Source organism: Paenibacillus sp. USDA918EY (assembly GCF_009870825.1).
GTDB lineage: Bacteria > Bacillota > Bacilli > Paenibacillales > Paenibacillaceae > Paenibacillus_AQ > Paenibacillus_AQ albilobatus.
The window spans coordinates 845,206-871,703 of sequence record NZ_WTWY01000001.1 but is presented as its reverse complement, the minus strand read 5'-3'; the positions used below and the strand labels follow the sequence as shown (position 1 = coordinate 871,703).

The following is a 26,498-nucleotide window of genomic DNA, read 5'->3' as shown; positions in this document are numbered from 1 at the left end:
ATGGATAAAACAGTGTAACATTGCGACAATCAGGTTCAATATTGCGACAGCCGCCAAGCGGCGCGAAGACAAAAAGCCCACTCTCTCTTTGAAAAGGGTGAGCTTTTGCTATAGACCTATTTAAAATATACCGTTTTGCCCGTCCGCGCGGATTCGTAGATCGCTTCCAGCACCTCGGTCACGACAAGCGCCTGTTCCGGTTTCACCATCGGCTCGGTATCGTTCAAAATGCTGTCGATCCACAGTCTGCATTCTCTTGCGGCCTGGCTTTCGGATTTGCCGTCGAAATAGGCGACGCCGCCCGTGTTCAGCTCCGGCAGCTTGGTGTACAGATTGCCCAACTCTTCGCCGTTGATCCGCAGCCCGTCGCGCATGTCCGCGCCCGCTTCGGTTCCGCACAGCGTCGCCTTGGCTTCGCCGACGTCCAGCGTGTTCAGCGCCCAGCTCGATTCCAGGATCACGGTCGCCCCGTTCTCCATCGTGATGAATCCAAACGCCGAATCTTCGACGGTGAACTGCTCCGGATCCCATGGTCCGAACGCATTTGCGGCGTCCTTTTTGCCGCCGAGCTTGTGGTACACGTTGCCGACGACGCTTTTCACCTTATAGTTGTCCATCAGCCACAGCGTCAAATCGAGCGCATGCGTCCCGATATCGATCAATGGCCCGCCGCCCTGCTCTTCTTCGTTCAGGAACACGCCCCATGTCGGCACGGCGCGTCTGCGGATGGCATGCGCCTTCGCGAAATAGACGTCGCCCAGATCGCCGCGTTCGGCGATTTTTTTGAGCAGCAGCGAATCCGGACGATAACGGTTGTCATAGCCGATCGTCAGCTTTTTGCCCGTGCGCTTGGCCGTCTCCAACATCGCTCTCGCTTCCTCGGAAGTTTTCGCCATCGGCTTTTCGCACATGACGTGTTTGCCGGCTTCCAAAGCGTCGATCGTAATGAACGAGTGCGACTTGTTCGGCGTGCACACATGGACCACATCGATGCTTTCGTCCTTTAACAGCTCTTTGTAATCCGTATAGATCGCGATATCTTCCCTGCCGATTTTTTTCGCGGATTCGATCGCCCGTTCTTCGATGATGTCGCAAAACGCGACCAGCTCCACGTTTTCGTTTGCGTTCAAATTCGGGATATGTTTGCCGTTTGCGATGCCGCCGCAGCCGATCACGCCGACGCGCAGCGTTTTTTGTTCTTTAGCCGCCATAACCTGTAATCATCTCCTTGGATACATAATTTATAATATTTGTCGAAGATATTCGAGACTCGCCTTGATGCTGTCCAGCTGCGGAATGTCGAACTCCTCTTGCTCCACTGTGTACCATTGCACGCCGTAACGTTTGCCTGCCTCGGCGATCGCCTTAAAATCCATGATGCCGGAGCCGATTTCCGTATTCCGCTTGTCCTGCCCGCTTTTCATATCTTTGATATGCAAAACCGCGCAGCGCTCTTTCAGCGATTCGATCCAATCGACGGAACGGAACCCTGCATATTCCGCCCAATATGTATCGAGTTCAAAAAACAAGTGCTCGGAATCCGTATGCCGGGCGAGCAGCTCGATGCCGGTCAGTCCGTCAAACTTCTCGAATTCGACCGCATGGTTGTGGTAACCGAAACGAAGTCCGTTTTCCTTGCAGCGCTCCCCGATCCGGTTGAACGATTCCGCCGTTCGTTTATAGCTGTCGGCGCTGTTTCGCATCTCTTCCGGAATGCCGGGGCAAATAATGTAAGGGCTGTCAATCGCAAGCGAATATTCGATCATCCGGTCCAGCTCAAGCTGTAGTTCCGAGATGCCGATATGGCTTCCGGCCGCCCGGAGTCCGTGAGCGTCAAGCGTTTTTTTCAGGTCTGCCGCGGACGTTCCGAAATAACCCGCAAATTCGACGCCGTCGTAGCCAATTTCCGCCACTTTGGCAAGCGTTCCCAAAAAGTCGGTGCTCGTCAATTCTTTAATCGAATACAGTTGAAGTGCCACATTTTCCACCGCAATGCCTCCTCCTGTGTTTCAAGTCAAAGTAAGGATACCAAAATCGTCCGATCCGTAATACAATGAACCTATTCAAAAATATAAAATTTTTGTCATGGTAAAAAAGAGGTGCGTTAAACCGATGACCGAGCCGTATTTCGAATCCAACCGCGCCGCCGCGGGGTCCATCCAATATCCATACGAAAGCATGATCCATTCCGGCAACGGCGGACGCGTCGTCGTGGATCCCCATTGGCATCTTTATATCGAAATTTTATATTTCCTCTCCGGCAGGGCCAAAGTGTTTCTGGGCGGGGAAAGCCATCAGCTTGAAACCGGAGATCTGGTTTTGATTCATTCGCATGAAACCCATTCGATCTATTCCATGGACGAAAGGGTTTCGTACATCGTCGTCAAATTCGACCCGGAAATTTTGTATTCGACGTCCCGCACCTTTCTGGAATCGAAGTACATCCTCCCCTTTACCCTTGCGGATGCGGGAGGTCAGCGGGTGTTTACGGCGGCCGAGATCGACGATACGCCGATCCCCGGCCTGATCAGAGAAATCTACGAAGAATTCAATTCCAAAGGTTTCGGCTTTGAGCTGGCGGTCCGTACCTTGATCTGCCGCGTTTTTCTGTGGTTTCTGCGCCGGACGCATCATCAGCAATGGGGTTGGGAGGTTTCCCGTTCACTGAATGACAGCGATTACCGGATGCTTCAGCAGGTTTTCGAATACATCGACTACAACTATATGAACGACATCAACGCGCAAACGGCGGCCAAGCTCTGCAACATGAGCTACAGCTATTTTTCGAGGCGCTTCAAAGCGATCATGGGCAAAACCTTCACCAATTACCTCAGTTATATCCGGATCACCGAAGCGGAAAAGCTGCTGCTCACGACGGATATGAGCATGACGGACATTGCGCTTGAGGTCGGCTTTTCCAGCTCCAGCTATTTTATTCAGCAGTTCCGGCATTACAAGAACATTTCGCCCCACCAGTTCCGCAAAAAAGGAAAAGCCTGACCCATTAGGGGATCAGGCTTTTCCGCGTTTTTAAGCGAAAACGATGTTAATCGCGAAACGATTCCTTCACAATCGTTTCGATCATGATTTTCAAACCATTCAGCATCGTGTCGTGCGACAGCGAAGGCAAGCCCGGCTTGCTTGCGGCCATCTCCGTCGACGCCGGAAAATGGACGAAACCGCCGATCATGGGCAGCCGATTCGTCCGGATATGATCCAGCAGCGCGTACATCGTATTATTGCAGATAAAGGTTCCCGCCGAATACGAAATGGAAGCCGGGATCCCCTGCTCTTTCATGTTGTCCGTCATCGCGCGCACGGGCAGCAGGCTGAACAAGCCGTCCGGGCCTTCCGGGTTCACGCGTTCGTTATAGGGGCGGTTCCCTTGGTTGTCCGCCACGGAGGATTCTTTCGGCACCTCTTTCAAATTGATCGCGATTTGCTCCGGCGTAATGGAGGTCCGGCCGGAAGCCAGGCCGCAGCAAATAACCGCATCCGGCCGGATCTCTGCCACCGTTTCGAGCAGCTTGTCCGCGCATTCGTCAAAAACGACCGGCAGCAGCCGCGTATGGATTTCGGCTCCCTCGATCGGTTCCTTCCCGATGTCCATCAGCAATCTCTCCGTCGGGTTGATCGCATCGCCGCCAAACGGCTCAAACGCCGTAATCAGTATTTTCATTTTCCGGTTCCCCCTGAACTTCATATTTTATAATGGCGAAACGGCGACCCCTGCCTTTTCCAGCGCGGCCCGCAGCATGCTCGCAAAAGACGGCGCATGTTCGCCGTCGCCGTGGATGCATACCGTTTCCGCCTCGATTGGTGCGGTACGGCCGTCCGCCGTCGTCACGCGGCCCTCTTTCACCATTTGCAGCACCTGATTCACGGCCCGATCCGGATCCGTAATCAGCGCCCCCGGCGCGCTTCTTGGGGTAAGCGTTCCGTCCGCCTGATACGTCCTGTCGGCAAACACCTCCGACGCCGTGCGCAGCCCTCTGGCTTTGCCGGCCGCGATCATTTCGCTGCCGGCCAGCCCGTATAAAATGAGGGAAGCATCCGTATCGTAAACCGCCCGGGCGATCGCCTCGGCCAATCCCTTATCGCTTGCCGCCATATTATATAACGCTCCGTGCGCTTTCACATGCTTTAGCGTACCGCCTTCCTGCTTGACGAAAGCAAGCAGCGCCCCGAGCTGGTAAGTCACCATGTCGTAAACCTCCCCGGCCGAAACCTCCATGCGCCGTCTGCCGAAGCCCGCCAAATCCGGCAGTCCCGGATGGGCCCCCACGGCAACGCCTTGCCGGACGGCCATCCGGACGGTATGACGCATGACGGACGGATCGCCGGCATGAAATCCGCAAGCGATGTTCGCGGAAGTAATGTATTTCATCATGTCCTCATCGGAACCGATGGCATATCGTCCGAAGCTTTCCCCCATGTCGCAATTCAGGTCCACCCGCAGCATTCCACAACCTCCTTCAATTCGTCGCCGATTCGTTTTCGAAGCAGCTGAAGCCCGCGTTCCTGCGCCAGGTAGGCCGCTTCCGCTTCGGCAAGGGATACTTCCCGAAAACGGATGGCGTTTCCGGGAGACAGCTGGGCGATCTTGGGCAAATCCGCAGAAATGACCTGCGCGATTTTCGGATAACCGCCAAGCGTCTGCCGATCGGCCATAAGGATGATCGGCTGCCCGTCGGGCGGCACCTGAACCGTGCCGTCGGTCACGCCTTCGGATAGGTACTCCCGGGCCGTCCGCAGCGTAAGTCTTGGACCTGACAAACGGTACCCCATCCGGTCCGACTCCGGCTTCACCCGATAGGAGCCTTCGAAAAAACCGCATAGGTCTTCTGCCCGAAAATCGCCGTACTGCCTGCCTTTGGTCACCCGGATCAAATGATTCGGGCGAATGTAGCCCTGCCGCGGGGCTGCGGACCAGCGCACGGTCCGAAAAGCTTCGTCTCCCCCATTTCCGGGGAAACGATCGTCGTTACTGCCCGAACGGTCTGAGCGCCTGCTATGTATCATATCGCCGGACTGCAGCGCTCTCCCCTCTACGCCGCCTATCCCTGCCCGCAGATAGGTGCTGCGGCTTCCCAAAACCTCCGGCACGTCCCATCCGCCGGAAGCGGCAAGGTAAGCGCGGCAGCCGGAAACGGGCCGTCTGAACGTCAGCTCGCTCCCTTGGCGGAACCATACCGGCCGCCACATCGGCACGGGTTTGCCGCCGGATTCCGGCGACAAATCGGCGCCCGTTATCGAAACGAGCATGTTTTGATGGAACCGTACCGAAAAGCCGGACCAAGTTACTTCCAGCGCGGCTTCTCCGCCGTCATTGCCGACGAGCCAATTGGCAATCCGAAGCGCCGTTTTGTCCATCGCCCCGGATTTGCCGATGCCGAACTTCCCGAAGCCGGTTCTTCCCAGATCCTGTACGGTGACGAGAAGCCCCCGTTTTATTACCTCGATGCTCATCCCCTTCCACCTGCCAATCGGTTGTATTCGGAAGCATCGATAGGACTAAAGCGGATATACTGCCCGCTTCGCAGCAACACCGGCGGATCCTGCCCGGGCCGAAACAACGCAAGCGGCGTTCTGCCGATAATCTGCCAGCCTCCCGGCGTTTCGAGCGGATAAATGCCGGTCTGGGTCCCGGCAATGCCTACCGACCCCGCGGGAATGGAGAGTCTGGGCGTCGCTTTACGCGGCGCCGATATGCTTGCCGGCATGCCGCCCAAATACGGAAAACCCGGGGCAAAGCCGAGGGCATACACCAAATAGTCTTGGCCCGAATGAATTTTGACGACTTCCGCTTCATCCAGCCCGTTTAATTCGGCTACATAAGCCAAATCGGGGCCGAATTCACCGCCGTAACAGACCGGGATATGAATCACTTCGCGTGCCGGCTGCACGTTTTCCTCCATGGAACGAAGCATCTCCGTCACGAGGGTGCTGACGTATCCATGCGCCGTACCGGAGCCGGATGACCGTTGTAGCCTGATCGGATCATAAAAAACCGTCATCGCCGCAAATGAAGGGATACATTCCACGAACCCGGGAAACGGATCGGCTTCCAAACGGGAAACCGCCGCTTGAACCAGACGGTTGATCCCTTCGTCGATCCGGTCGCCGAATTCGATCAGCAAAGCCGAATCGCCCATCGGCTCGATGCCGAATTTTCGCACGCCTTTCCGCCTCCTTTTCATCTATATCCATGTATCTATTGTAGGGGGAACGGTCTGGAAAGCGCAATCCTTGCCAAAAAAACAAAAAGGGCCGCCATCCGCAGCCCCGGGTTTTGCCTTCCGAATTATTTTGCCAAATCGATAAAACCTTCGCCAAACACGTCCCTGACGTCGTGAATCGTAATAAATGCGTCTTTGTCGACGGATTTGACGATCTTTTTCAGCGTTGGCACCTCTTGTTTGTTGATGACCACGTACAGCACTTCCTTCGGCTGCTTCGTATAGTACCCGTATCCCGGAAACACGGTCACGCCGCGTTCCATTACGGAATTGATCTCCTGCGCGATATGGTCGTACTCCTTGGAAATGATCGTAACCGCCTTCCGCGGGTTCAAACCTTCGATGATAAATTCCATCACCTTCGTGCCGACGAACAGCATGACGATGGTGAGCATCAGGCTTTGCGCGCCGATGATAAAATACGACGAAAAGGCTACGATCAGGTCAAAAAAGAGCAGCGCGTAGCTGATGTTCCAGTCCCAATACTTATGGGCGATCCGCGCCAATATGACGCTCCCCGCCGTGGTTCCGCCCGCGCGTACGATCAGGCCGATACCCACGCCCGCAAATACGCCGCCGAAAATGGCGTTCAGAAGCACTTCGTCCGAATGAAGCGTCCACCCTTCCGTCAAATGCAGGAACAAGGAGTTGCACACAATGGCGATAATCGTGTACACCGTCGTCTGCTTGTCCAAAAATTTATAACCGACGATGAGCAGGATCGCGTTCAAGACCAGATTCACGAGGCCCGGCGACCATTGGAACAAATAATACAGGATGATCGTAATCCCCGTGACGCCGCCTTCGGACAAGTCATGCGGAATGACGAACAGATTGATGTCGAGCGCAAAGATGAATGAACCTGCGATAAGCAAAAAGATGTCTGCGAGTTTTCTTTTCATGCACATGCCTTTCCATGATCGATATTCGAGATTTTAGCGGTATGACTTCGTAATCATATTTGTGATGTTGTTCTTGATGTTCATGCGTTCAAAGACGCAACTCTCATATTTTATAAGGGATGCTCGAAATACGTCAACACGAAAAGCGGTAAAATGAAGGAATATGGTCTGCGGCTTGTCCGTTCCTGCAATAAAAAAAATCCGCGAAATCGCGGATGCCGCATATTTCCTTATTTCGGCGATTGAATGGAAACCGTATTCGTCGCGTCGTCCCATAAGACGGAATATCCCGAGATTTCCGAAAAATTTCGCAACGGCAGCATCAAGGAATCCCCGACGTACCTCGAGGCCGTAATTTTGACTCCTTTTCCGTTGACCGTCGCCTGGTCGGACAGAGCCCGGTGCACGATCGTGCGGCTGCCGATTTTGATCGTTGCCGTTTTGGTCTGGTTGTTCCAAAGCACCTCCCCGCCTAACAATTCGATGCAAGCCCTAAGAGGAATATAAATCCGGGAATCGTACATGATCATCTCGTTGCGTAAGTCCACTTCCTTATTGTCGATCAGCAGCCTCCCCTCGAATTTCTGTTCGCCTACATGATAGCCTGAGTTTCTAGCGATCTCCTCAAACGAAAGCTTAGACGATGTTACGATGGCCATGGTATGCAGCTGTATTTTCGGAAAAAGCCAATGAATGTCGTCGTTATACATGCGGATGCATCCGGCACTGACATATTTTCCGATGGAATTTTTGTTGTTGTTCCCATGGATACCGTATGTCGTCCCTTTCGTTCCGTTGACATCCAGCCCGATCCAGCGGTCGCCGAGCGGATTTCTTGGATCTCCTCCCGGAATTTTTTCTTTGTAATACGGACGGTTTTTGATTTTATTCACGATTTCAAAACGCCCTTCCGGCGTCAGGGCAGGTGTTTTGCCGGTGGCTACGCGAAATTCCCTGACCAGGGAACCGTTTTGGAAAAATGCCAGCTTATTCGTTTTTTTGTTGACGATGATCAGATCGCTGCCCGCGCGTTGTGTGTCCGCATGCACCGGCGCAGGGATGATCCAACCTAAAAAAAGCATGATAAGAATGATTGCTGTGAATGGGCGGTGAAAAGTACGCAGAATTCGCAAACCTCCTTTCATCCGATAATCAATAACCAGTATATGGGAGGGGGAGAGTGTCCTATCACTCTTAGATGCATTTTGATGCGAATATGTTGCAGGGCCGCGTAAAAGCTTGTCTTTGAAAACGCAGGTTGAATCATTCATGAAAATCATTAATTTTTCTTGTCATGATTTCATGGAAGGAATAAAATATATAATTGTCCACTTCAGAATGGAGGAAAATAGATGTCACCGATTCGTTCGATTCCGGGAGGCCCTTCAAACAAAAAAACGGTTTGGATGGTCGTCCTGTTCGTATTCATAGTTGTCGCCGGCCTGCTCTATGTCAAGTGGTGGCCGTATTATCACAAGGCGTTTACCGCCGCCTCAAAGCATTCGATCGGCTCTTCGATCCTAAATATGGAAGCGGGCGGCCCGTCTTGGCACTCCGCTCTGCTGTATGCAGAGGCCTACTTTAAATCGGTATGGAAAGCGGCGGTGCTCGGCATTTTGCTCGGTTCCCTGGTGCAGGTGCTGCTGCCTACCAGCTGGCTTTACCGGAAGCTTGGAAAGGCGGGATTCAAAAGCACGTTGATTGGGGGCGTATCTTCCTTGCCCGGCATGATGTGCACCTGCTGCGCCGCCCCAATCGTAAGCGGTCTTCGCAAACGCAACGTTTCCATCGGAGCCGCGCTGGCTTTTTGGCTTGGAAACCCGCTTCTTAATCCGGCAACGCTCATTTTTATGGCTTTCGTCCTGTCCTGGAAGTTTATGCTGATGCGCATCGTGTTCGGGATTCTGCTTACGTTCGGCGTCAGCTATTTTGCCAACCGGTTTGCGGGAGAAACGAAGATCCCGGAATCCGTGGCGGCTTTGCCGGAAGAAAAAGCAGAGTCCGGTCCGTTTCTCGTCCGCTGGCTTAAAAGCCTTGGCATGATGCTCGTCAGCGTCGTTCCCGCCTATCTGATTGCGGTCCTGCTGCTGGGCGCCTTCCAATCGGCGATGTTTCCGGCATGGGTCGGCGGGGGGATCGCGGCCATTGTCGTTTTTGCGATTGCGGGCACATTGTTCGTCATTCCGACGGCGGCGGAAATTCCGATTATCCAATCCTTCCTGGCGCTGGGCATCGGAACCGGACCTGCGTCGGCCCTGCTCGTTACGCTGCCTGCCGTCAGTCTTCCGTCGATACTGATCGCCTGGAAGGCTTTTCCGAAAAAAGTGCTGGCCTTCGTCTCCGTTTCGGTCGTCGTCGCCGGCATTTTGAGCGGCTTAATCGGTGCATGGATATTGTAATTCCGAAAGAAAGAGCCTTTGGCCTGCGCCAAGGGCTCTTCGCTTGTTCTCGAGACTCACTGAAATATACCCGGGAAAGGGTATTGGAGATTTAGGATACGGTCGAATAACCGTAATCTTTGTTCTCTTCCGAGGGTTCCGATTCGGAATCCGCCTGCGCGCCAGCATCAAGCTTCGCCTTGCCCATCAGCATCGAAGCCGCGCAGGCCAGCAGCACCGGAAGCAGCGCCCAAGCAAAGGTAACCGCAATCGAAGAGGAAAGCGCACCCGTCACTTTCTCCAAAACCGCGCCTGGAATGCCCGAACGTGTCTGCTCCGACAAAAGCACGTGCGGGTCGTTGACGGCAAGAACGCCTGGAGCTTGGTCGCCACCGCTAAACATCTCTCCCATTTTCGCGGAAAACGCATGGTTTTGGATCATCCCGAAAATCGTAATGCCCAATGTCATGCCCAGGGAACGGAGAAAATTAAACGTGGAGCTGGCCGTCCCCCGCTGGCGGTACGACAAACCATGAATGGAGGCGTTGCTCAGCACCGAAAACGAAGCGCCGATGCCAAGGCCTACCAAAATCATGTCAACCGTCACTTGCAGCCGCGACGAATCCGGTCCCAGCGTCGCCAGCAGCGCCACGCCGGCCGTTAACACCGCCAGCGAGGATACCATAATCGAACGGTATGAAAACCGGCTCATCAGGTTGCCGCCCAATGTCGCCGTAATGACCGACGATACCATCATCGGAAGCAGCACCATGCCGGAACTGGTGGCCGAACCGCCCAACACGCCCTGAATGAATATCGGAATGTAGACGGATGCGGCAATAAACGACGCGCCGCTAAAAAATCCGGTCAGAATGCTCGTCGAATAAATTCGGTTTTTGAACAGCCGGAACGTGATGATCGGTTCTTTCGCCTTCGTCTCCAGAAACAGGAACAACACCGACAGCAGCGCGAATCCACCGAACAGGCTCAGCATCTCCGGCGACCCCCATGCCAATTGCTTGCCGCCAAGCTCCAGCGCAAACATCAGGCAGACGACAGCGCCTAGAAAAGTGAACGCGCCTGCCCAATCGATCGGCTGCTTGGAATGTTCATGGGACTCCTTGTAGCACAGTACGATCATCAGCAGCGCCGTCAAACCAAGCGGCAAATTAATGTAAAAATTCCACTGCCATGCGATATATTCGGTAATGTACGCTCCGACCAGTGGGCCAAAAATGCTGGAAATGCCGAAGACCGCGCCGAATAGTCCGCCGAGCTTTCCCCTCTTTTCCAGGGGGACGGCATCATACATAATCGTAAAAGCAATCGGCACAAGCGCCCCGCCGCCAATGCCCTGAACCGCCCGGTACAGCGCCAATTGGGTGATGGACTGAGCCGTGCCGCACAAAGCCGATCCGATCATAAACAGGATGATCCCGAACACAAAAAATCTCTTCCTTCCATACATGTCCGACAGCTTGCCGAATATCGGCATCCCGGCCATCTCCGCCACCATGTACGCCGAGGTAACCCAGACGAACTTGTCCATGCCGCCGATTTCGCCAACGATGCTGCCCATCGCCGTCGCTACGATCGAATTGTCCATGGATGCCATCAAAATGCCCAGCAGCAGTGCAGCGATGACGACCGGCAGCTTGCTTTGTGTTTGTTGCTTCATGATTCAGAACCACTCCTTCATTCATTTACGGTTTCTTTGTTGGCCTGAATTGAGCATACAAAAAGAAGTATGACAACGGTTTGTCATACTTCCCGATATTTTTCGAGCATTTTTTGCAATTGTTCCTTCACTGCTTTTCGGATTTCCGGCGGCTCGATGACTTCGGCACCGTCGCCGAAACTCAACACAACCGGAACGAGCCATCGCATGCTGCCGCGATGCTGGTTCGTCAGGAGGATGTTCAGGCTTCCGTCTTCTTCGAAACGCTTTTCCGCCCCCACGAAAAAATCGAGCGCCCTCGCCATGGCGGGCGGAGCGATTCGGATCACGACATCAAATTCGTCCGCTTCGGCCAGCCCGTTGCTTCGCCACCCGGATTCGACCTTCGGTTCATGCCGATGATGCTGAAAATGCTCTCCCGTTACTTTCAAAGACACGATGCGGGGCAATTTGAATTCCCGATAGTCGCTCCGCAGCCGGCAATAACCGTACAAGTACCATGAATCGTATTTGTACAGCAGGTTGACCGGTTCGACAAACCGCTTCATCCGTTCCCCTTTGGTGCTCACATATTCGAATTTCACCACAAGCTGCCGCTGCAGCGCGTCGTGAATCATCCGAAGCGTTTCATTATATGGACGCCAGCTGCCGATATCGAGCGACATGCTTGGTTTTTTGGCTTCCTGGTGGACGGTTTGGAGTTTATGGATCGTTTCCTCGGCTTTCTCATCCTCAAATACGGTGGACATGCTGCGCAAAAGAGTCACAAGCGAATTCACGTCGTAGGATCCGAGGAGGCTTTTGTCCATTTTATATTCTTCCATGATCCCGTAACCGCCGTTCACGCCTTGATAGGAAACCACCGGAATTCCCGCCGCGCAGATGGTCTCGATGTCGCGGTAGATCGTGCGCTGGGAGACGTTGTATTTTTCCGCCAGTGCCGAAGCCGACAAAATTTCGTGATTAAGCAGCATGTAGATCATGGAAATGAGACGCTCGAGCTTCATGAATGACCACCTTTATCGTTATCGATAAACTATTCTCATCATCAGTCTAGCCTCCAGAACCGTTTTTGTATAGGACAGAAGCAAAAAAAGGAGGTGGCCGACTTAAAGTTTCCCCTTGAAAACGGGCGCTCCGGTCAAGAGAAAGCTATTGCAAAATGAAGGTGATTTTTTTAGGATTTGCCTTTGTTCAATCTAGATCCGCAGAAATGATGAACATGGTGGATATGAACCAGGTACGGGTTGATTTACTTTTATGAATTTTTCATATGTTGATTTTTTATTGTGGTTAGCGCCATCATTCGAAGTCCTTTGCGTTCATGTGGTCGATCAATCGGCTAAGGATGTTCACGGTTGTTTCGTATTCCTCTTTCGTGATCGGCGCAAACATCTGCTCGCCGGCTTCCTTCACCTTGGCTGCCACCTCAGGGAACATGTTTTCACCGGCATCCGTAAACAGAAGCTTCGTTTCGTCAAGCTCCGTTTGCTTCACGATACGCACCCATCCCCGACGAACCAAGGAATCGATAACTTCATTCAGCTCCTCCAAGCCAAGATAATTGCGGGCGTAAAGCTTCTCTTTTACGGCAAAGCCGCTCAAGTTTATCCGGTTCATGATCTGCCAATGAAAGCGGGTAAGACCGATTTGTTGCAAGTTTTGATCCATGTAACGCGTCATGGCTTGATCCGTTTCCTTCAGATACCACCCAAAGCCGTAGGATGTTTCGTTTGCCATATACTCTCCTCCTTCTATCTTCATTTTTTGATTATAAGAGGGTTGGCGGCAAACAAACATGACCTTTTTAGACATAAGTAAATAGACCTGAGTATATAAGCCTTCTCTTTATTGTTCAGTGTTGCCTACTCTTGGCTCTTGTCATAATATTGTTGACTCAGGAAACAAAATGATTTATCATTTTATTGTTTCCTAAGTCAACAATATTGAGGTGAACAATGTCCACGAACGAAGAATTAAGCCGTATTTTCAATCGCGTATCGGAAAGACATAACCTGCTCAAAAAAATGGAAGAGAAAAATTACAAGTTCATGCACGAAAACACGTTTATGGAAGTTCATTGCATCGATTTCATCGAAAAAATGCAGGATCCCAACGTGTCCAAATTGGCGAAAACCTTTCAAGTCACCCGGGGGGCGATAAGCAAGGTGACTAAACGACTGCTCGAGATCGGGGCGATCGAAAGCTACCAAAAGCCTGGCAATAAAAAGGAGATTTACTTCAAGCTTACCGACATCGGCAGAGAAATTTATTTGGAACATGAAAAGATGCATGAAACAAGAATCGAAAAAGACAGCGAATTTTTCAGCCCGTTAAGCGAAGCCGAGAAGGATCAAATGATCCGGATGTTGCACAAAATCTACGGTCAAATCGCCGAGGAGCTAAAAAAAATGGGCTTGGACAATTACATCTGATAAAAGGAGCGTGAAGTTGATGGTGGGAGGCAATCAAACAGAGCCTGCACGGCTAAGAATATGCAGGGCGGCTTTCTCCCTTCTCGCCTTGGCGTTGTTCATTTGTATCATTGTGCAAGTATATCTGGCCGGGATGGCGTTGTTCGGCAATCCGGAAGCATGGAAATGGCACCGTACATTCGTTCATATGTTTGAATACATTTCGGTCGTCCTATTTTTCCTTGGTATCATTGGGAAGCTTTCCTGGAAGATGACCTGGGGGAGTCTTGGTTTATTCCTCCTTTTCAATATTCAGTACTATACGGCGCATGGGATCGCCGGCGCCCTTCATCCCGTTCTGGCGCTTGTCTTGTTTTGGGGAGCTGTTGCATTGGTGCGGAGTTCATTTCCATTTTTGAAACGTAAATGACTTAAATACGGAGGGATTCGTGCATGGTAAGATCGGGATTCGTAAAAACGGAAGGCGACGAACTCTATTACGAAGTGCGGGGAGAAGGAGAGCCGCTTCTCATGATTACGGGCGGGGGTGGTGACGCCGGATTTTACACGTATGTAGCGGATATTCTCGCCGACGAATACCAGGTCATCACATACGACCGCCGCGGCAATTCCCGAAGCACCCGGAACGAGCCGCAAAATTTCGAGGTTAGTCAACAGGCTCGAGATGCGGTTGCCGTGTTGGAAGCGGTCGGCCATCCATCGGCTTATGTTTTTGGAAATAGCGGAGGTGCGGTCTTCGCGCTTGAATTGGCGGCAAGGCATCCGCAAGCGGTCAAAGCGATGGTGGTGCACGAACCGCCGGTCGTTAGGCTGCTACCCGATGCTGCGAAGTGGCAAAGGTTTTTTGCGAACGTTTATCGGACCTCGTTCCGATTCGGTGTTCAAGCAGCCAGCTTCAGATTCAATTTGTCCCTGTCCATTCCGTTCAGCGCTTTTAAGACCATACCGAAAGATTATCAACAGCGGGCAACGGAAGCGAACAATGAATACTTCTTAATTCGGCACGAGATGATCCCTAGCATAAATTATATGCCCGATATCGAGAAGATAAAGCAAAACAGGGTGAACATTGTTGTGGCTGCAGGTAAAATGACGTTGGATAAAAGAAAATATTACGGCCGAACCGTCCCCATCTTGGCCGAAAAGCTCGGCTGCGAAATGGCGACTTTTCCGGGTCATCACATTTCCTTTTTCGATATGCCTCGGGAATGGGCGTCTGTTTTGCGGGATCTCCTTCATCGGATCTAAGAGCAATCGCCTTCTGCTGATGCCTCCGGCATCGTTCGCCCGGCAGAAAAACAGCGAGCAGCTGTACGGCCGTCCTAAACGGGCTGCCTCGGTCGGGATAATGGCATCGAGGTCCGAAACCTTATGGCTCACTGCCTGCTCAAAATTTTCCTTTTTTCTATTTCTTTTCTTTGAAGAAATCGTACTTGATCACAAAATCAAAGAGAGCCTGAATTGCAATTGCTCCAAATGGAATCATTAGGAATGCCCATGACGGAGTTTGTGGAACTTTACCAGGGGGTGCTTCAATTAAAATCCCGTAAAGGACAATACTATATATTATGGCCACTACAATACCTGTTACGTTTCTATTTTTCATGGCTATGTTCCACCTCAAATCCTCGAGAAATTCAAAGAATTGTATTTTTTACCTAAAAAAATTATAACACGGCGCAACAACAAATGGAGGAATTCCCTCCCCATGATTCAAAAAATCCAGCCGCGCTGTTCGTATCCGTTACAGTAAACAAGCAAGAACGAACCGACATTTGCTTCTAATTCGCCGCCGTATTCTCATATTTCGTGCTGAACATGTCCGAAACGCTGTTTTCCATCGTCTATGCTCATCTTTTATTTTAGAGAAAAAAATAATATGAGTAAAAACAAGGACAACCGGCAGACCGGATGTCCTTGTTTTCATGCATGCACGTACCGAAACTTGATCATCATCGGTCGATGCGTAGTCAAAGCGCGAAGGTAAAGGAAAGAACGGATTCGCCTATGCGGACAAATCCAATCATTTCATGCGATCGTTTCGCAACCTCCATGCGGCGATCCAGGCCACGGCCACGACGGCAGTCGTGATAAAAAACGAGTCGGAATAAGCGCCCGCCCCTTGCCCGTACCAAGGAATAAAGGGATGCGCCGCGTCCCGCCGCGCCGATAAAACGGCTCCGATCAGCCCCGCTCCCGTTCCGGCGCCAAGGTAAAGCGAACCTTGGAAGATACCGACTCCTGCGCCGACCTGATCTTTCTCCACAGCGCTTACGGCCGCGCTATTGGCCGGGGAATTCAACAGCGCAAACGCCATACCTGCCCCAAAAACGCCCGCCGAAACAAGGACAGGGGAGTTTCCTGCGGCAAAGGTCGACAAAAAGAATGTTGATACGCCCATCATACTTGCACCGGCAATGATCAACCGTTTCGTCCCTACCCGATCCGACATGCGGCCAATGACCGGAGAAAACGCCGCGACGGCCGCTCCTCCCGGCAGCAGCACCAACCCCGCCTGACCGGGAGAAAGCCCGTTCACCTCCACGACCAGCAGCGGAACGAATACAAGCACGGCAAAATAGGCAAACATCGAGCACATTGAAACGATCAGCGCGCAAACATAAAATCGATTCGTAAATAGAACAGGCGGCACAAACGGGTTTTCGGCAGCGTTGATGCGCCAAATAAAGCAGATCAAAGCGGCAATGGATCCTGCAAAACTTCCCAACGACGACAGTGACGCAAACCCGGCTGCTTCCCCTTGAGTCACGCCAAAAAGCAGAAGACCCGCAGTCAGCCCGAACAGCATGCCGCCAAGAACATCAAACGGCCGCCTTGTTCCTTGTTGAGATTCAGGCAGAAGAGACGGCAGCCCATACATCGTGCCGACGATAACAAGCGCCGAAAGCAGCAGCGTGACCCAGAACAATGCCTGCCATCCCCAGAGTTCACCGACGGCGCCTCCGAAAATCGGTCCGCCTGCCGTTCCGATCCCGATGCTGCCCGCAATGATGCCGAAGGCGCCGCCTCGTTTGCCCGGCGGCAGCACCTTTGAAACGGCGACGACCGAAAGGACGGGAATTGCCGCCATTCCTGCTCCCTGAATCATTCGCCCCGCAACAAGGACGATAAAATTCGGGGCGAGGGCGCAAATCAGGCTTCCGGACGACAGTATGCCGACCGCTATTATAAATAGCTTTTTTAGTCCGAAAAAATCCGACATTCTTCCGTACAAAGGAACCCCGATCGCCAAAACAAGCGCAACGCCGCTGACCACCCAGCTGATTTGCGCTTGCGAAGCTCCCAGTTGTTCGCCGATGAGCGGGAGCACGGGATTGACCATATCCACCGTAATCGCCGCCACAAGAACAGATAAGGCGAATGCCATGACGATGAGTGTTATTTTGCCTTGGCTGAGTCGTGGGATATGTGCTTCATTCGAGTTGTTTCTAACCATTGGATTGCCTCCTAAAAAAGAATTGTGTTTTTTAGGAGGCTGCATCCACTGCTTTCTTCGTCAATCTTTCTCACTCCTTCCCCTTGGTTCATAATGCCCCTGTCGTTTCAAACGAAAACTTTCGAGCCTTCATTTTCACGCCAAAAAAAGGACACCGACGTTTCGGTGCCCATTTTACGTTTCCGCTCATCACTGCACATGAACCAGCCGCAGCTTGAATTCACGCATCAAGTTAACACGAGTGAGGCAAAAAAACGTACAGACACCGTATTCGCAGATTCTATTGCAGCGAAGCTTAAAAATGGGCAGACGTATCCCGTCGAATGCAAATCTCCCGATTTTTTTACGGATAAATCGATCCAAGCCGGTGCGAATACAGATCTCATCGCTTTTTGCCTCCTTTCTTCATCATTAGGGCCATTGTATCCGAAAATGGTGCGGTTCACAACCTTATACAATTCCGTTAGGCTATACTCCATTTCCTAGGTGTTGTTGTACGGTCTCTCCTGCTAAGACGTGAATTCCAGCCCTGCTCTGATCCATTTTTCGATGACGCCTTCTTCCAAAAATGGAGCGATCGGCTTCAGAGCCCCCATGCCTTCTTTTTCAAAAGCTTGGCGAGCGCACGCTTCCAGAACTTCATCGCTTATAAACGGGGCAACGGGCAGGAGTGTGCGGATTCCGTAGGCTTCGAACGCCTTATTCGCGCATTCATCGATCGTCTCACTGCTCATAAACGGGGCGATGGACGTCAACGCCCCGATTCCCCCGGTTTCGAATGCTTTTTTCCCCATTTCATCCAATGCCTCATCGCTCATAAACGGCGCAATGGGCATTAATGCCTCGATGCCATCCATCTCGAACGCCTTTTTCGCGCATTCATCAACCGCCTCATCCGTCATGAACGGCGCGATGAACTTCAACGCTTCGATCCCCTCCGTCTCCAACGCTTTTTTGGCAAATCCTTCAATCGCTTCATCGCTCATAAACGGCGCAAGCTCCTTTATCGCTCCGATTCCTTCCGAAACCGCCGCCTTTCTCGCGCATTCATCGATAAATTCCGAGCTGACGAACGGTGCAATCGCGGACAAATCATGAAGTTTAAACTTATGTTTCATATGGCTGAACACTTCATCGGCTTGTTCCGTTTTCAAGAGGGGCATCACGGCAGAGAAGTCTTCGACGGAAACTTCGTTTTCCCGTAAAAATTCGGACGTGTTGTTCCGGGCAATATTTTGGACGATGTCCGCCCCCTTTTGATTGTCCAAAATTTGATCGATGCTGACCTCGAATATGTCCGCCAGCTCCGGCAGTTTCGAAATATCCGGCATCGTTTCGCCGCGTTCCCAATTGCTGACGGCCTGATAGCTGATCCCCATCCGGTCCGCCATCTCCATTTGCGTCATCCCTTTTTCTTTTCTCAGCCGGGCGATGTTCCTGCCGATTTTGACCATGTTGAACATGCGATCACTCCTTCAAGGTTTTTACAACGTTAGTGTACCTGCGAAAAGCGGCCGGATATATAAAGCAGTACTTGAGTGATAAATCGCGGTTTTCCAGCTTCCTTCCGAACGAAGAAAAAAGAAAAACGGGAAAACCCGGCTTGGCGGACTTTCCCATGGATGCATGACCAGACGCTTCTTTTATTATTTCATCGCTCCAACACTTCACTCAAGCCCTGCTTGAGCCCTTCGACGTCAAGCCCGTCGACCGCAAATGCCATGCGCACCAGCTCCGGCGAAACGAATTCGTCGTATTTTCCCAAATAGGGCGCTTCATCAGGCCCGAGCAGCTGCAACGGATCCGCGCAGGACGCGCATTCCTGAAGAATCTGCTCCAATAACGTCCGGCTGTCCGCTTGTCCCGCAACGACGAAATAATAAGGCTCCATCGGCACGATCGAACGCAGAGACAGCCGCTGCGCAAGATTGTTTTTGAGCAGCCGTTCCAACGTTCTGAATTGCTTGCTGCCGATCCACGGCAAAACGAACATGGAATCGCCGCCGGCCGGAATGACGGCCGATTTCAGCAGCCCGCTTTCTTTGGCCAGCCTGCGCGCCCGCTCCAACCGGTTCACGGCCTGCGGCGACAGATACGAATAGATGGCGGTATCCGCAAGAACCTCGCGCATTTTCCGCACGACAAGCGTGTGTATGTCCCCGCCGCCGCCAAGCCACAACGTATCGACCTTGCCCAGCGCCGCTTTGACATAGACGGCTTTATGCTTCGTATCGACTTCGGTTACCTTCCACAATTTCCCCGCCAACGAAAAACAATACCCCGGCGGCGGCACCGTCGTAATCGACCCGATTTCCTCCGTGCCGTTGTATACCGCGTGCTCCTCGTCATCCTTAAAAACGGCGTAAAAACGGAAATTGTTGACGATTTTTTCGCCGGTTAAGCCTATTATCAAACTTTGCTGTTCCGTCCACTGCACATGGTCGGTTTGCAGCAAATAGTTCAAAAACGTTTTATAAACATCCGGAGCCATTTGTTTAAACGAAGGCAGCGACAGCACGTAGGATGCCAGCTCCGCAGGCGTTGCCTCCCCCATGCTTTTCAGAATGCTCATCGTTTGGTGATATAACAGCCCGATCGGCATTTTCCGGATTTCGAGCGGCTCCACAAAGCGGTCACGGACGTACAATTCGATGACCGCGATCGCCCGCAGCAGCGTCCAAGGCATTCGCGCCGGCAGCATCGCGTCTTCGTCTTCTTCCTCCGGGCAAACGAAAAGCATCTCCGACGGCGCGTCATGCCGGCGCCCGGAACGTCCAAGCCGCTGTACGAAGCTCGATGCGCTGTACGGCGCGCCGAGCTGCACCACGCGCTCCAGTTCGCCCAGATCGATGCCCAGCTCCAGCGTTAGCGTGGCGGCGGCCACGGCCGGGCCGGGACCGTTTTTCAGCGCGGCTTCCGCTTCTTCGCGCAACATCGCCGAAATGCTTCCGTGATGCACGTGGAATACGTCCGGCTGATGGCGCTGGGCAGCGACCCTCCGCAGCTCCAGCGTCGTGAGCTCGGCATCCGAACGGCTGTTGGTGAACACGAGCGCTTTTTTCAAATGCGTGCTGTCGTACACAAAGTTATAGTAGGCTTTGCGCGCGTTTTGCAAATGCTCCGCCTGCTCCTCATCCCGCGCGTCCGGAAACGAAAAATGCTCCACGCGCAGCCGAAGCTTGCGTCCGCCGGGCACCGTTACGGCATCCACCGGATGGCTGCTGCCGGCGCCAAGCCATGCCTTCGCCGCCTCGTAATCGCTTAACGTCGCGGACAAGCCGACGCGTCTCGGCGAACAGCCGGTCATTTTTTCAATCCGGGCGATCTGGCTGAGCACCTGAATCCCCCGGTCCGCACCCATAAAGGCATGAACCTCGTCAATGATGACGTATCTGAGATCATGGAACAAGGCGGGGATCGCGTTCGGGCGGTTCATCAGCAACCCTTCCAGCGATTCGGGCGTTATTTGCAGCACGCCGGACGGGTTTTGCATCAGCTTGGTTTTCTCCGATTGCGATACGTCGCCGTGCCAATGCCATACCGGGATGTTCCCGTCCCTGAGCAGCTCCTTGATCCGTTCAAACTGGTCGTTGATCAGCGCCTTGAGCGGCCCTATGTACAAAATCCCTACCGAAGCGGACGGGCGTTCGTGCAGCTCGGTCAAAGCCGGAAAAAACGCGGCTTCCGTTTTTCCCGACGCCGTTCCTGCGGCGATCAGCATGTGGTGGGAGGAGTTCAGGCAAATGTTCAACGCTTCAACTTGAGCCGGACGCAGCGTCTCCCATCGTTTCCGGTATATGAACTCCTGAATGAACGGTGCCAATCGGTAGAATACGTGGTTTGCTCCCCCGCTCATAACTCAAACTCCGCCAAAAAATCATCCAGGTCGTCTTGCTCCCCGCTTGCGGCCGCGGGCTCGGCCATGCGCTCACCCAGCAGCTGGCCGAACGAAACCTCCGGATTTTGATGCAGCGTATGCAGCAAATCCATGAAGTCGCGCACCACTTCGCGCGGAGTCAGCAGCTCGTCGGCACCCAGCCGCCCGACGGCCATCTCCATAAAGCGGACCAACTCGTTATCGGTCAAGGACGGCGTATAACCGAAATGAAGCCCGTGAATTTGGCGCAGCTTTTGCAGCAGAATGAGGATTTCTTCGTGCGACAGCATCTCAAGCTTCAGGATCGGACCGGTATAATTCCGGTAGCCGTTCCCGGCAAACCGCCCATCGACCAGACGCGACCGCAGCGCCTCGTAGCTGAACAATCCGCGGCGTTCGTCTTCGACGAATTGCGGCGTCCCGCCCAAAAAAATGCCCAAATGCTCGGCTTTGCCCTGCATCGTGTCGTTAAACATCGTCAGCAGCTTCTCATAGTTGCTTGTCCGGGAGACGCTGTTCGATATTTTGTACAAATTGACGCCTTCGTCGACAAACAGCAGCAACCCTTTGTAGCCGATTTTCGCCACAAATTCGGACCACAGCTTGATGTAATCGTACCAGCTGTCGTCATCGATGATGACGGCCACATCGAGCTCTTTTCTCGCCTCGGTCTTGTTCGGGTATTCACCGCGAAGCCAGCGCAGCGCCGCCTGCTTTTTCTCGTCCTCCCCCAGCTTGTATCCGTTCCAATAAGCCGCAAGCACCTTGGCGAAATCAAAACCGTGCACCGAATTTTGCATTTCGGTCGCGACAGCGATAATCCGCTGCTCCACTTCGTGGGTCAGGCCCGGATCGCCTGCGCGGAAATCCCCGCGCTGCATTGCCTCCTGCTGGATCCCCGAAATCCATTTTTGCAAAATCGCTTCCAGCGCGCCTCCGTCCGGCCGCGTCCGCGTCGACAGATGGGTCATCAGCTCCCGGTAGGTTGCAAGCCCCTGCCCTTTGGTACCGACAAGCCTGCGTTCCGGAGACAAATCGGCGTCGGCCGTCACAAAATCGCGGTCGAGCGCGTAGTTGCGAATCGTTTGCAGCAGAAAGCTTTTTCCGCTGCCGTAACGCCCGGTAATCAGCTTCATGGCGGCTCCGCCTTCGGCGATATTGTCCATATCCCGCAAAATCGCCTCCACTTCCGGCTTTCTGCCGACCGCGATATGCTCAAGTCCGATCCGTGGCACGACGCCCGCCGTCAAAGAATTGACCAGCGCCGTCGTCAGCCGCTTCGGAATTTTCAATTCCGTCATGATACCCACCTCTTTTGTTATGAGCTTAATTATTGGTAAAACCCTGAAATATATGATTGACCTTGTGCAAGGTAGCCGCTACGGTTACGGATCGTTCTTCCGATCGCTGTTGTTCCCGGAGTTCGTTTTTCTTAAGCCTTCAAAATAATCGATATAATCATCCGCAATGGCTTCTCCTTCGATTACCAGATCGCCGATCGTCTCCATCGCGGCCGCGTTGATTTCATCCAGCAGCAGCGCAGGCATCGTCCCGTATTTTTCGGCCACTTGATCCAGCCCGCTGCCCAGGGATCGAGACTTTATTGCAAGTAAGGCTTCCAAATGAGCTTGTCCCAATTGCTCCGCAAACGAAGACCATTCTTCGTCCAAAGCGGAAGTGTCCCATGCGACACAACGTTCCCCGCAGGCAGGTTCTTCGGAAACCCTTTCGCCGGAGTTCCTCTGTCCATATTCTTCCAGATCCTCGGCGTATGCAGAATATTCATGTTTCCCATGTTCAGCCTGAGGGACGAGGGCACCTTCTTCCTCATTCCGTCCGTATTCGTATGCCGGCCCTTCCCAATCCTCTATCGTCAACATGCTGCGTACGTCCTCGCTGTCTTTTTGCAGCATGGCCAGCTTTTGCGGATCGATCGAAATGGACGGCACGGCCGATTTTTTGGCGGCAAACTCCCTGTCCAAAAACCTTTGGATCAGCGCTTCCGTTTCGCTTTTTAACGTAACTCCCCGCAGCCTTCCTTTGAAGCCGGTCAGCTCCCGCAGCTTGTTTTCGGTGCACCGCAATAACTGCGTGACGTAATAACGGAACGGAGGACACTTCCGAAGTTCGGGAACGCGCAAAGAAAGGGTCCTTCCATACGTTTCAGCGTCGTATATGCTGCTGCGGAACAAATACCGCTCGATCTTTTTTCCCGTCCCCTTATAAAAGGTGTCCACAAGGCCTTTTCCGGTCGTCTTTTGCAAAAAGGAGTGAACCAGCGCGATGACCTGAGGCGCGTATTCTTCCATCCGTTCGCGTCCACCGTCCGCATAAAACTTGCTCCGCCGCACATCGTAATCCGACAGCGTTAAAATTTGCTCCAGCGTCATGGATGCCGCATCTTCGGCCAGCATTCTTCCAAGCTCCAGATCAAACAGCTCCCCCGACCGTGCCGCACCGGACCTTTCGATCAAGCCGATCAACGGGACGCCCAGCCGGTGAACCAGCACGAAATCGCTCACCCACTCGGCCATGTAGTCGTTCAGTTTGGGATACCGGTTTCCGTAAGCATTCCAAAGGTTCATCATTTGCTCGTACCCCTGCCGCGGAGACTCCCATCCGACGCCATGAATCAACTCGTACAGGCAGACAAAAACATAGGACAAGTCCGTGTAAGGAAAACGTCCGTTTCGGACTTCAGTCCTCCAGTAAAAATACCAGCTCCGCTGCGACTCATTCATATGCTCGTAGGTCGGCCAATAGCTCATGAACGGGACAAAAGCCGTCTGCTCCCCTGTCCGCTCCGCCAGCGCTTTCGCCTGCTCTACAAAACGCTTTTCCTTCGATAAAGCCTGCACGAAAGGGAGCTTCTCCTCTTCCGGTTGCGCCGAACGCTCAGGTATTTTCAATTCACGGAAGGATGAATTCTCTTCATCCGCAGGCGCGCTCAAATCGATTTCCGCAAAATCCAAAGGCTTTTGATTTGAATTCATGAAACCATACATCACCATTTCACAGAATATTTGTTCTCTTTTTTTATTATATATGAAATTGGCTTGAGGTGTAATTTTTTATGCCATTCTACGCACGCAGTGCGGAGCTCGACCTCGGAATGGATACATCCTGCAAGCCGGTTCCCCTCTTTCAGGCAAAAGAAAAGACGCCTGCATCGGCGCCTATTTCTTATCATTATTTTCTATGTTAAATTTCTTGTCTCCATCGTTTATCTGCAGCTTTTCAGTTTTTTTCGCATTCACCGTAGTTCCTTTACAGCAGGGATCAACGGAAATCCATCGTTACTCCTGAATGATTCGATCCGCATACACAATGACACTGCTGCTGCCGTACGATATTTTTAATTTGTAGTAATCCGCGGGCAGATTGGAAGCCAATAACACTCTTTCGGTTTTTGTCTCTCCGGGACGTACGATCACGGTTTTGGAGCCTACCGGCACGTCGCCATCGGAAGTCACCTTAAGCAGAGTGAGTGTAACCGAACCCGGCGCATTAAAATTTTGGTTGTAGTAGGTAGCCTCATACGATACGTTACCGGAAAGATAATAAGGCGGCGAAGTGGCATCTTGGGCCGAGGCGAAGGAGGAGAACGAAAAGAGCATGATCATCAGGATGGCAATTACAGACAATTTTCTCATAATTAGATCACCTTCCATAATAAGGTATATTTCTATTTTTTATTTTATTGGACTCTAGCACAAGGATCAATGATAGATTTCAAATATTTGTATAAGAATGCAACTATTTAAATTATTTAAATGTATAGTCCATTGAAAAAAGCTGCTGTACAACAGCGGCCCTAATCTGTCTCGCCTTTTGCTATATTTTCAGCGCAAGCTTGCTCCAATGTTCTTTTTTAGGACCGTTTCTTGCATGGCGTCCGCGCAATCCTCTTTTTTTGACTATGGACCTGGCAATGTTGTACATTCGAAGCTCCAACCTTTTTATTAACGATACAAAAGCTTCCTTCCCCCTTTTGCGCGCGTAGCACCTCGGATTCGTTCACATCTATGTTCAAAAGGGGCGTCCCCCTTTCAAAATTACATTCCGAAGATTAGATGCGGCTATCGAGCAATGGGTCACAGCATGATTCCGATTTTTGGCGCTTCAACAACAAAAAAAAGGCACAACCCTTGACAGGATTGTACCTTTTAACAAGCTCGGATGTCATGCGCTCGCACGTTGTAAACCATTAGTGAAACTCGACGTCGATCCTTTTCCGGGCATCTCCTAGTTTTTTCATGTGGATTTCCAGGACGCCGTTTTTGTAGGAGGCTTTCACGTCGTCGGAGGAAACGTTGGCCGGCAGCGTCACCATGCGGTGAAAACGGCCGACGTATCGTTCTTGGCGATGCATATGCTCTTCCTTGATTTCGTTCGTCCGGTTGATGGTGCCGCTGATCGACAACATGTTGCGTTCGATGTCGAGTTCCACGTCTTCTTTCTTTGCGAGACCCGGGATATCGCATACCGCAACGACCTCGGTATCGGTTTCGTACACGTCCACGCTCAAATTGCCCAGGTTTTGGCGCATGCCCCGGAAGGCCGGAAGGTCCGTATTAAAAAAATGGTCCATTTCCCGTCTTATTTGATCCAAATGGCGTAAAGGCTCGTATGGCACTAAAGGCATTTGCTGCATCCTCCTTCGTCGTATTCAAGCTTATTTTTTCCGGGCAATGGGAAATTATGCTCGAAATAAACGCCGCGTTTTCATTTAAAGGGAACCTCTCAGGTTGCGGTATATCCGTCATAACACAAGAAGCCACTGCCATAAAACGAAATAAAAAATTTCATCTACTTTGTTTGAGTATCCTCCACTCAATGATGATGAAGTTAACAACGATCCCAACCCATATATTAACGTTTAATACCTCTTCGACCATTCGATTCCTGCCACTAGGAAGAGAAAAACCATTCAAAACATAATAGGATAATAACAATAAAGGCACTACCAGCCTTCCACTAACAGCAATTAACGTTACGCCGAAATTTCTGGTCATCCATTTCCGATGCTCGTGAATATCCCTTTGGATTGCAGCACGCAACCCTTTCCAACAAGTAAAAATCCATAAAAGGGACAATACAAGGAATGACATTGCTTTTGAAAAATTATCCATATAGAAAACATATGCCAAGCCAATTCCACCGCTTACAAAGACGCTGCATACATAGATTCTCCCAACAATCCGATGGACCTGGGGCGAGTTTATTTGCATTCGATCGATGAATTGAAAAAATCCCGATAGAAGCGCTGCACATGCAAACATAATATGTGTAACAAGCAGCAGATATTGTATGGTGGAAGTAGTAGCTACGCGGCTATCCGAGGGATTTAACGTAAAATAGGGGGCTACAAAAGGAATCATTACTCCTAATGAAACGATCGCTAGCAGCCACCATTTTTTATTTCTCCTCATCGTTTTCCGCTCCCCTCATGTTTCCGTTATTCCGGCAATAAATTTGACACCTTTTGCCGTACCATTTTTGTTCAATGTTAATGATATACAACATGTCTAA

General features: G+C 51.9%; 25 protein-coding genes. 5 read left to right on the top strand and 20 right to left on the bottom strand.

Annotation, left to right across the window (positions count from 1 at the left end; all coding sequences use genetic code 11):
- Positions 1-116 precede the first annotated feature (116 nt).
- Entirely contained in the window at positions 117-1,211 is a 1,095-nt protein-coding gene (locus GQY55_RS03960; RefSeq protein ID WP_160038286.1) for a Gfo/Idh/MocA family protein, read from the bottom strand.
- A gap of 30 nt (positions 1,212-1,241) precedes the next feature.
- Complete coding sequence (locus GQY55_RS03955) at positions 1,242-1,988, bottom strand: sugar phosphate isomerase/epimerase family protein (protein ID WP_160038284.1); 747 nt, start codon at positions 1,986-1,988, stop codon at positions 1,242-1,244.
- Positions 1,989-2,085: 97 nt separating this feature from the next.
- On the opposite strand from GQY55_RS03955, the gene GQY55_RS03950 reads away from it, so the two are divergent.
- Positions 2,086-3,000, top strand: a complete 915-nt coding sequence (locus tag GQY55_RS03950) for a helix-turn-helix transcriptional regulator (protein WP_236575391.1) — start codon at positions 2,086-2,088, stop codon at positions 2,998-3,000.
- Between the two features lie 46 nt (positions 3,001-3,046).
- On the opposite strand, the gene pcp is transcribed toward GQY55_RS03950, so the two are convergent.
- The 6 genes from pcp to GQY55_RS03920 form a co-directional block, all read right to left on the bottom strand.
- On the bottom strand, positions 3,047-3,679 hold the full coding sequence (gene pcp / locus GQY55_RS03945; protein WP_160038280.1) for a pyroglutamyl-peptidase I: 633 nt from the start codon (positions 3,677-3,679) through the stop codon (positions 3,047-3,049).
- 27 nt (positions 3,680-3,706) lie between these two features.
- Positions 3,707-4,462 (bottom strand): LamB/YcsF family protein, encoded by a 756-nt coding sequence (locus GQY55_RS03940; protein WP_160038278.1) that lies wholly within the window; start codon positions 4,460-4,462, stop codon positions 3,707-3,709.
- Entirely contained in the window at positions 4,444-5,469 is a 1,026-nt protein-coding gene (locus GQY55_RS03935) for a biotin-dependent carboxyltransferase family protein (RefSeq protein ID WP_160038276.1), read from the bottom strand. The genes GQY55_RS03940 and GQY55_RS03935 overlap by 19 nt, the downstream gene beginning before the upstream one ends.
- Positions 5,466-6,200: a 5-oxoprolinase subunit PxpB gene (gene pxpB / locus GQY55_RS03930; protein WP_160038274.1), complete on the bottom strand. Its 735-nt coding sequence runs from the start codon at positions 6,198-6,200 to the stop codon at positions 5,466-5,468. Before pxpB ends, GQY55_RS03935 begins: the two co-directional genes overlap by 4 nt.
- A gap of 104 nt (positions 6,201-6,304) precedes the next feature.
- Entirely contained in the window at positions 6,305-7,141 is an 837-nt protein-coding gene (locus GQY55_RS03925) for a YitT family protein (RefSeq protein WP_160038272.1), read from the bottom strand.
- A gap of 230 nt (positions 7,142-7,371) precedes the next feature.
- Positions 7,372-8,223: a L,D-transpeptidase family protein gene (locus tag GQY55_RS03920; protein WP_160038270.1), complete on the bottom strand. Its 852-nt coding sequence runs from the start codon at positions 8,221-8,223 to the stop codon at positions 7,372-7,374.
- A 270-nt stretch (positions 8,224-8,493) separates the two neighbouring features.
- On the opposite strand from GQY55_RS03920, the gene GQY55_RS03915 reads away from it, so the two are divergent.
- Complete coding sequence (locus GQY55_RS03915; protein WP_160038268.1) at positions 8,494-9,540, top strand: permease; 1,047 nt, start codon at positions 8,494-8,496, stop codon at positions 9,538-9,540.
- Between the two features lie 91 nt (positions 9,541-9,631).
- Here the strand turns inward: GQY55_RS03915 and GQY55_RS03910 are convergent, their stop codons facing one another.
- The 3 genes from GQY55_RS03910 to GQY55_RS03900 all read right to left on the bottom strand — a co-directional run bounded on the left by GQY55_RS03910 (position 9,632) and on the right by GQY55_RS03900 (position 12,937).
- Positions 9,632-11,197: an MDR family MFS transporter gene (locus GQY55_RS03910; RefSeq protein WP_160038266.1), complete on the bottom strand. Its 1,566-nt coding sequence runs from the start codon at positions 11,195-11,197 to the stop codon at positions 9,632-9,634.
- Positions 11,198-11,280: 83 nt separating this feature from the next.
- The gene (locus GQY55_RS03905; protein WP_160038264.1) at positions 11,281-12,204 is read right to left on the bottom strand and encodes a helix-turn-helix transcriptional regulator; all 924 of its coding nucleotides are present in this window, start codon (positions 12,202-12,204) and stop codon (positions 11,281-11,283) included.
- Between the two features lie 295 nt (positions 12,205-12,499).
- Positions 12,500-12,937, bottom strand: coding sequence for a MarR family winged helix-turn-helix transcriptional regulator (locus GQY55_RS03900; protein ID WP_160038262.1), 438 nt, complete (start codon positions 12,935-12,937; stop codon positions 12,500-12,502).
- 218 nt (positions 12,938-13,155) lie between these two features.
- Here GQY55_RS03900 and GQY55_RS03895 point away from each other — a divergent pair, with 218 nt between their 5' ends.
- From GQY55_RS03895 to GQY55_RS03885, 3 genes are read left to right on the top strand one after another with little or no spacing between them, the layout of a single operon-like run.
- Positions 13,156-13,632, top strand: a complete 477-nt coding sequence (locus GQY55_RS03895; RefSeq protein ID WP_160038260.1) for a MarR family transcriptional regulator — start codon at positions 13,156-13,158, stop codon at positions 13,630-13,632.
- A gap of 19 nt (positions 13,633-13,651) precedes the next feature.
- Positions 13,652-14,041: a DUF6220 domain-containing protein gene (locus GQY55_RS03890; RefSeq protein ID WP_236575390.1), complete on the top strand. Its 390-nt coding sequence runs from the start codon at positions 13,652-13,654 to the stop codon at positions 14,039-14,041.
- Between the two features lie 23 nt (positions 14,042-14,064).
- The gene (locus GQY55_RS03885) at positions 14,065-14,880 is read left to right on the top strand and encodes an alpha/beta fold hydrolase (protein ID WP_160038258.1); all 816 of its coding nucleotides are present in this window, start codon (positions 14,065-14,067) and stop codon (positions 14,878-14,880) included.
- Positions 14,881-15,037: 157 nt separating this feature from the next.
- Here GQY55_RS03885 and GQY55_RS03880 read toward each other — a convergent pair whose 3' ends face one another.
- The 9 genes from GQY55_RS03880 to GQY55_RS03840 all read right to left on the bottom strand — a co-directional run bounded on the left by GQY55_RS03880 (position 15,038) and on the right by GQY55_RS03840 (position 26,398).
- Positions 15,038-15,238, bottom strand: a complete 201-nt coding sequence (locus GQY55_RS03880; protein ID WP_160038256.1) for a hypothetical protein — start codon at positions 15,236-15,238, stop codon at positions 15,038-15,040.
- A 417-nt stretch (positions 15,239-15,655) separates the two neighbouring features.
- Complete coding sequence (locus GQY55_RS03875) at positions 15,656-17,089, bottom strand: MFS transporter (RefSeq protein WP_160038254.1); 1,434 nt, start codon at positions 17,087-17,089, stop codon at positions 15,656-15,658.
- 509 nt (positions 17,090-17,598) lie between these two features.
- Positions 17,599-18,552 carry a helix-turn-helix domain-containing protein gene (locus tag GQY55_RS03870; protein WP_201452081.1) on the bottom strand — a complete coding sequence of 318 codons (954 nt, stop codon included), beginning with the start codon at positions 18,550-18,552 and terminating at the stop codon, positions 17,599-17,601.
- Positions 18,553-18,740: 188 nt separating this feature from the next.
- On the bottom strand, positions 18,741-20,945 hold the full coding sequence (locus GQY55_RS03865) for a DEAD/DEAH box helicase (protein WP_160038252.1): 2,205 nt from the start codon (positions 20,943-20,945) through the stop codon (positions 18,741-18,743).
- Positions 20,942-22,267 carry an ATP-binding protein gene (locus GQY55_RS03860; RefSeq protein ID WP_160038250.1) on the bottom strand — a complete coding sequence of 442 codons (1,326 nt, stop codon included), beginning with the start codon at positions 22,265-22,267 and terminating at the stop codon, positions 20,942-20,944. The genes GQY55_RS03865 and GQY55_RS03860 overlap by 4 nt, the downstream gene beginning before the upstream one ends.
- Positions 22,268-22,351: 84 nt before the next feature.
- Entirely contained in the window at positions 22,352-23,959 is a 1,608-nt protein-coding gene (locus GQY55_RS03855; RefSeq protein WP_160038248.1) for a TerB N-terminal domain-containing protein, read from the bottom strand.
- Between the two features lie 303 nt (positions 23,960-24,262).
- Positions 24,263-24,619 (bottom strand): hypothetical protein, encoded by a 357-nt coding sequence (locus tag GQY55_RS03850; protein ID WP_160038246.1) that lies wholly within the window; start codon positions 24,617-24,619, stop codon positions 24,263-24,265.
- 554 nt (positions 24,620-25,173) lie between these two features.
- Positions 25,174-25,611, bottom strand: a complete 438-nt coding sequence (locus GQY55_RS03845) for an Hsp20/alpha crystallin family protein (protein WP_160038244.1) — start codon at positions 25,609-25,611, stop codon at positions 25,174-25,176.
- Positions 25,612-25,771: 160 nt separating this feature from the next.
- On the bottom strand, positions 25,772-26,398 hold the full coding sequence (locus GQY55_RS03840) for a DUF2306 domain-containing protein (RefSeq protein ID WP_160038242.1): 627 nt from the start codon (positions 26,396-26,398) through the stop codon (positions 25,772-25,774).
- Between the last annotated feature and the right edge of the window lie 100 nt (positions 26,399-26,498).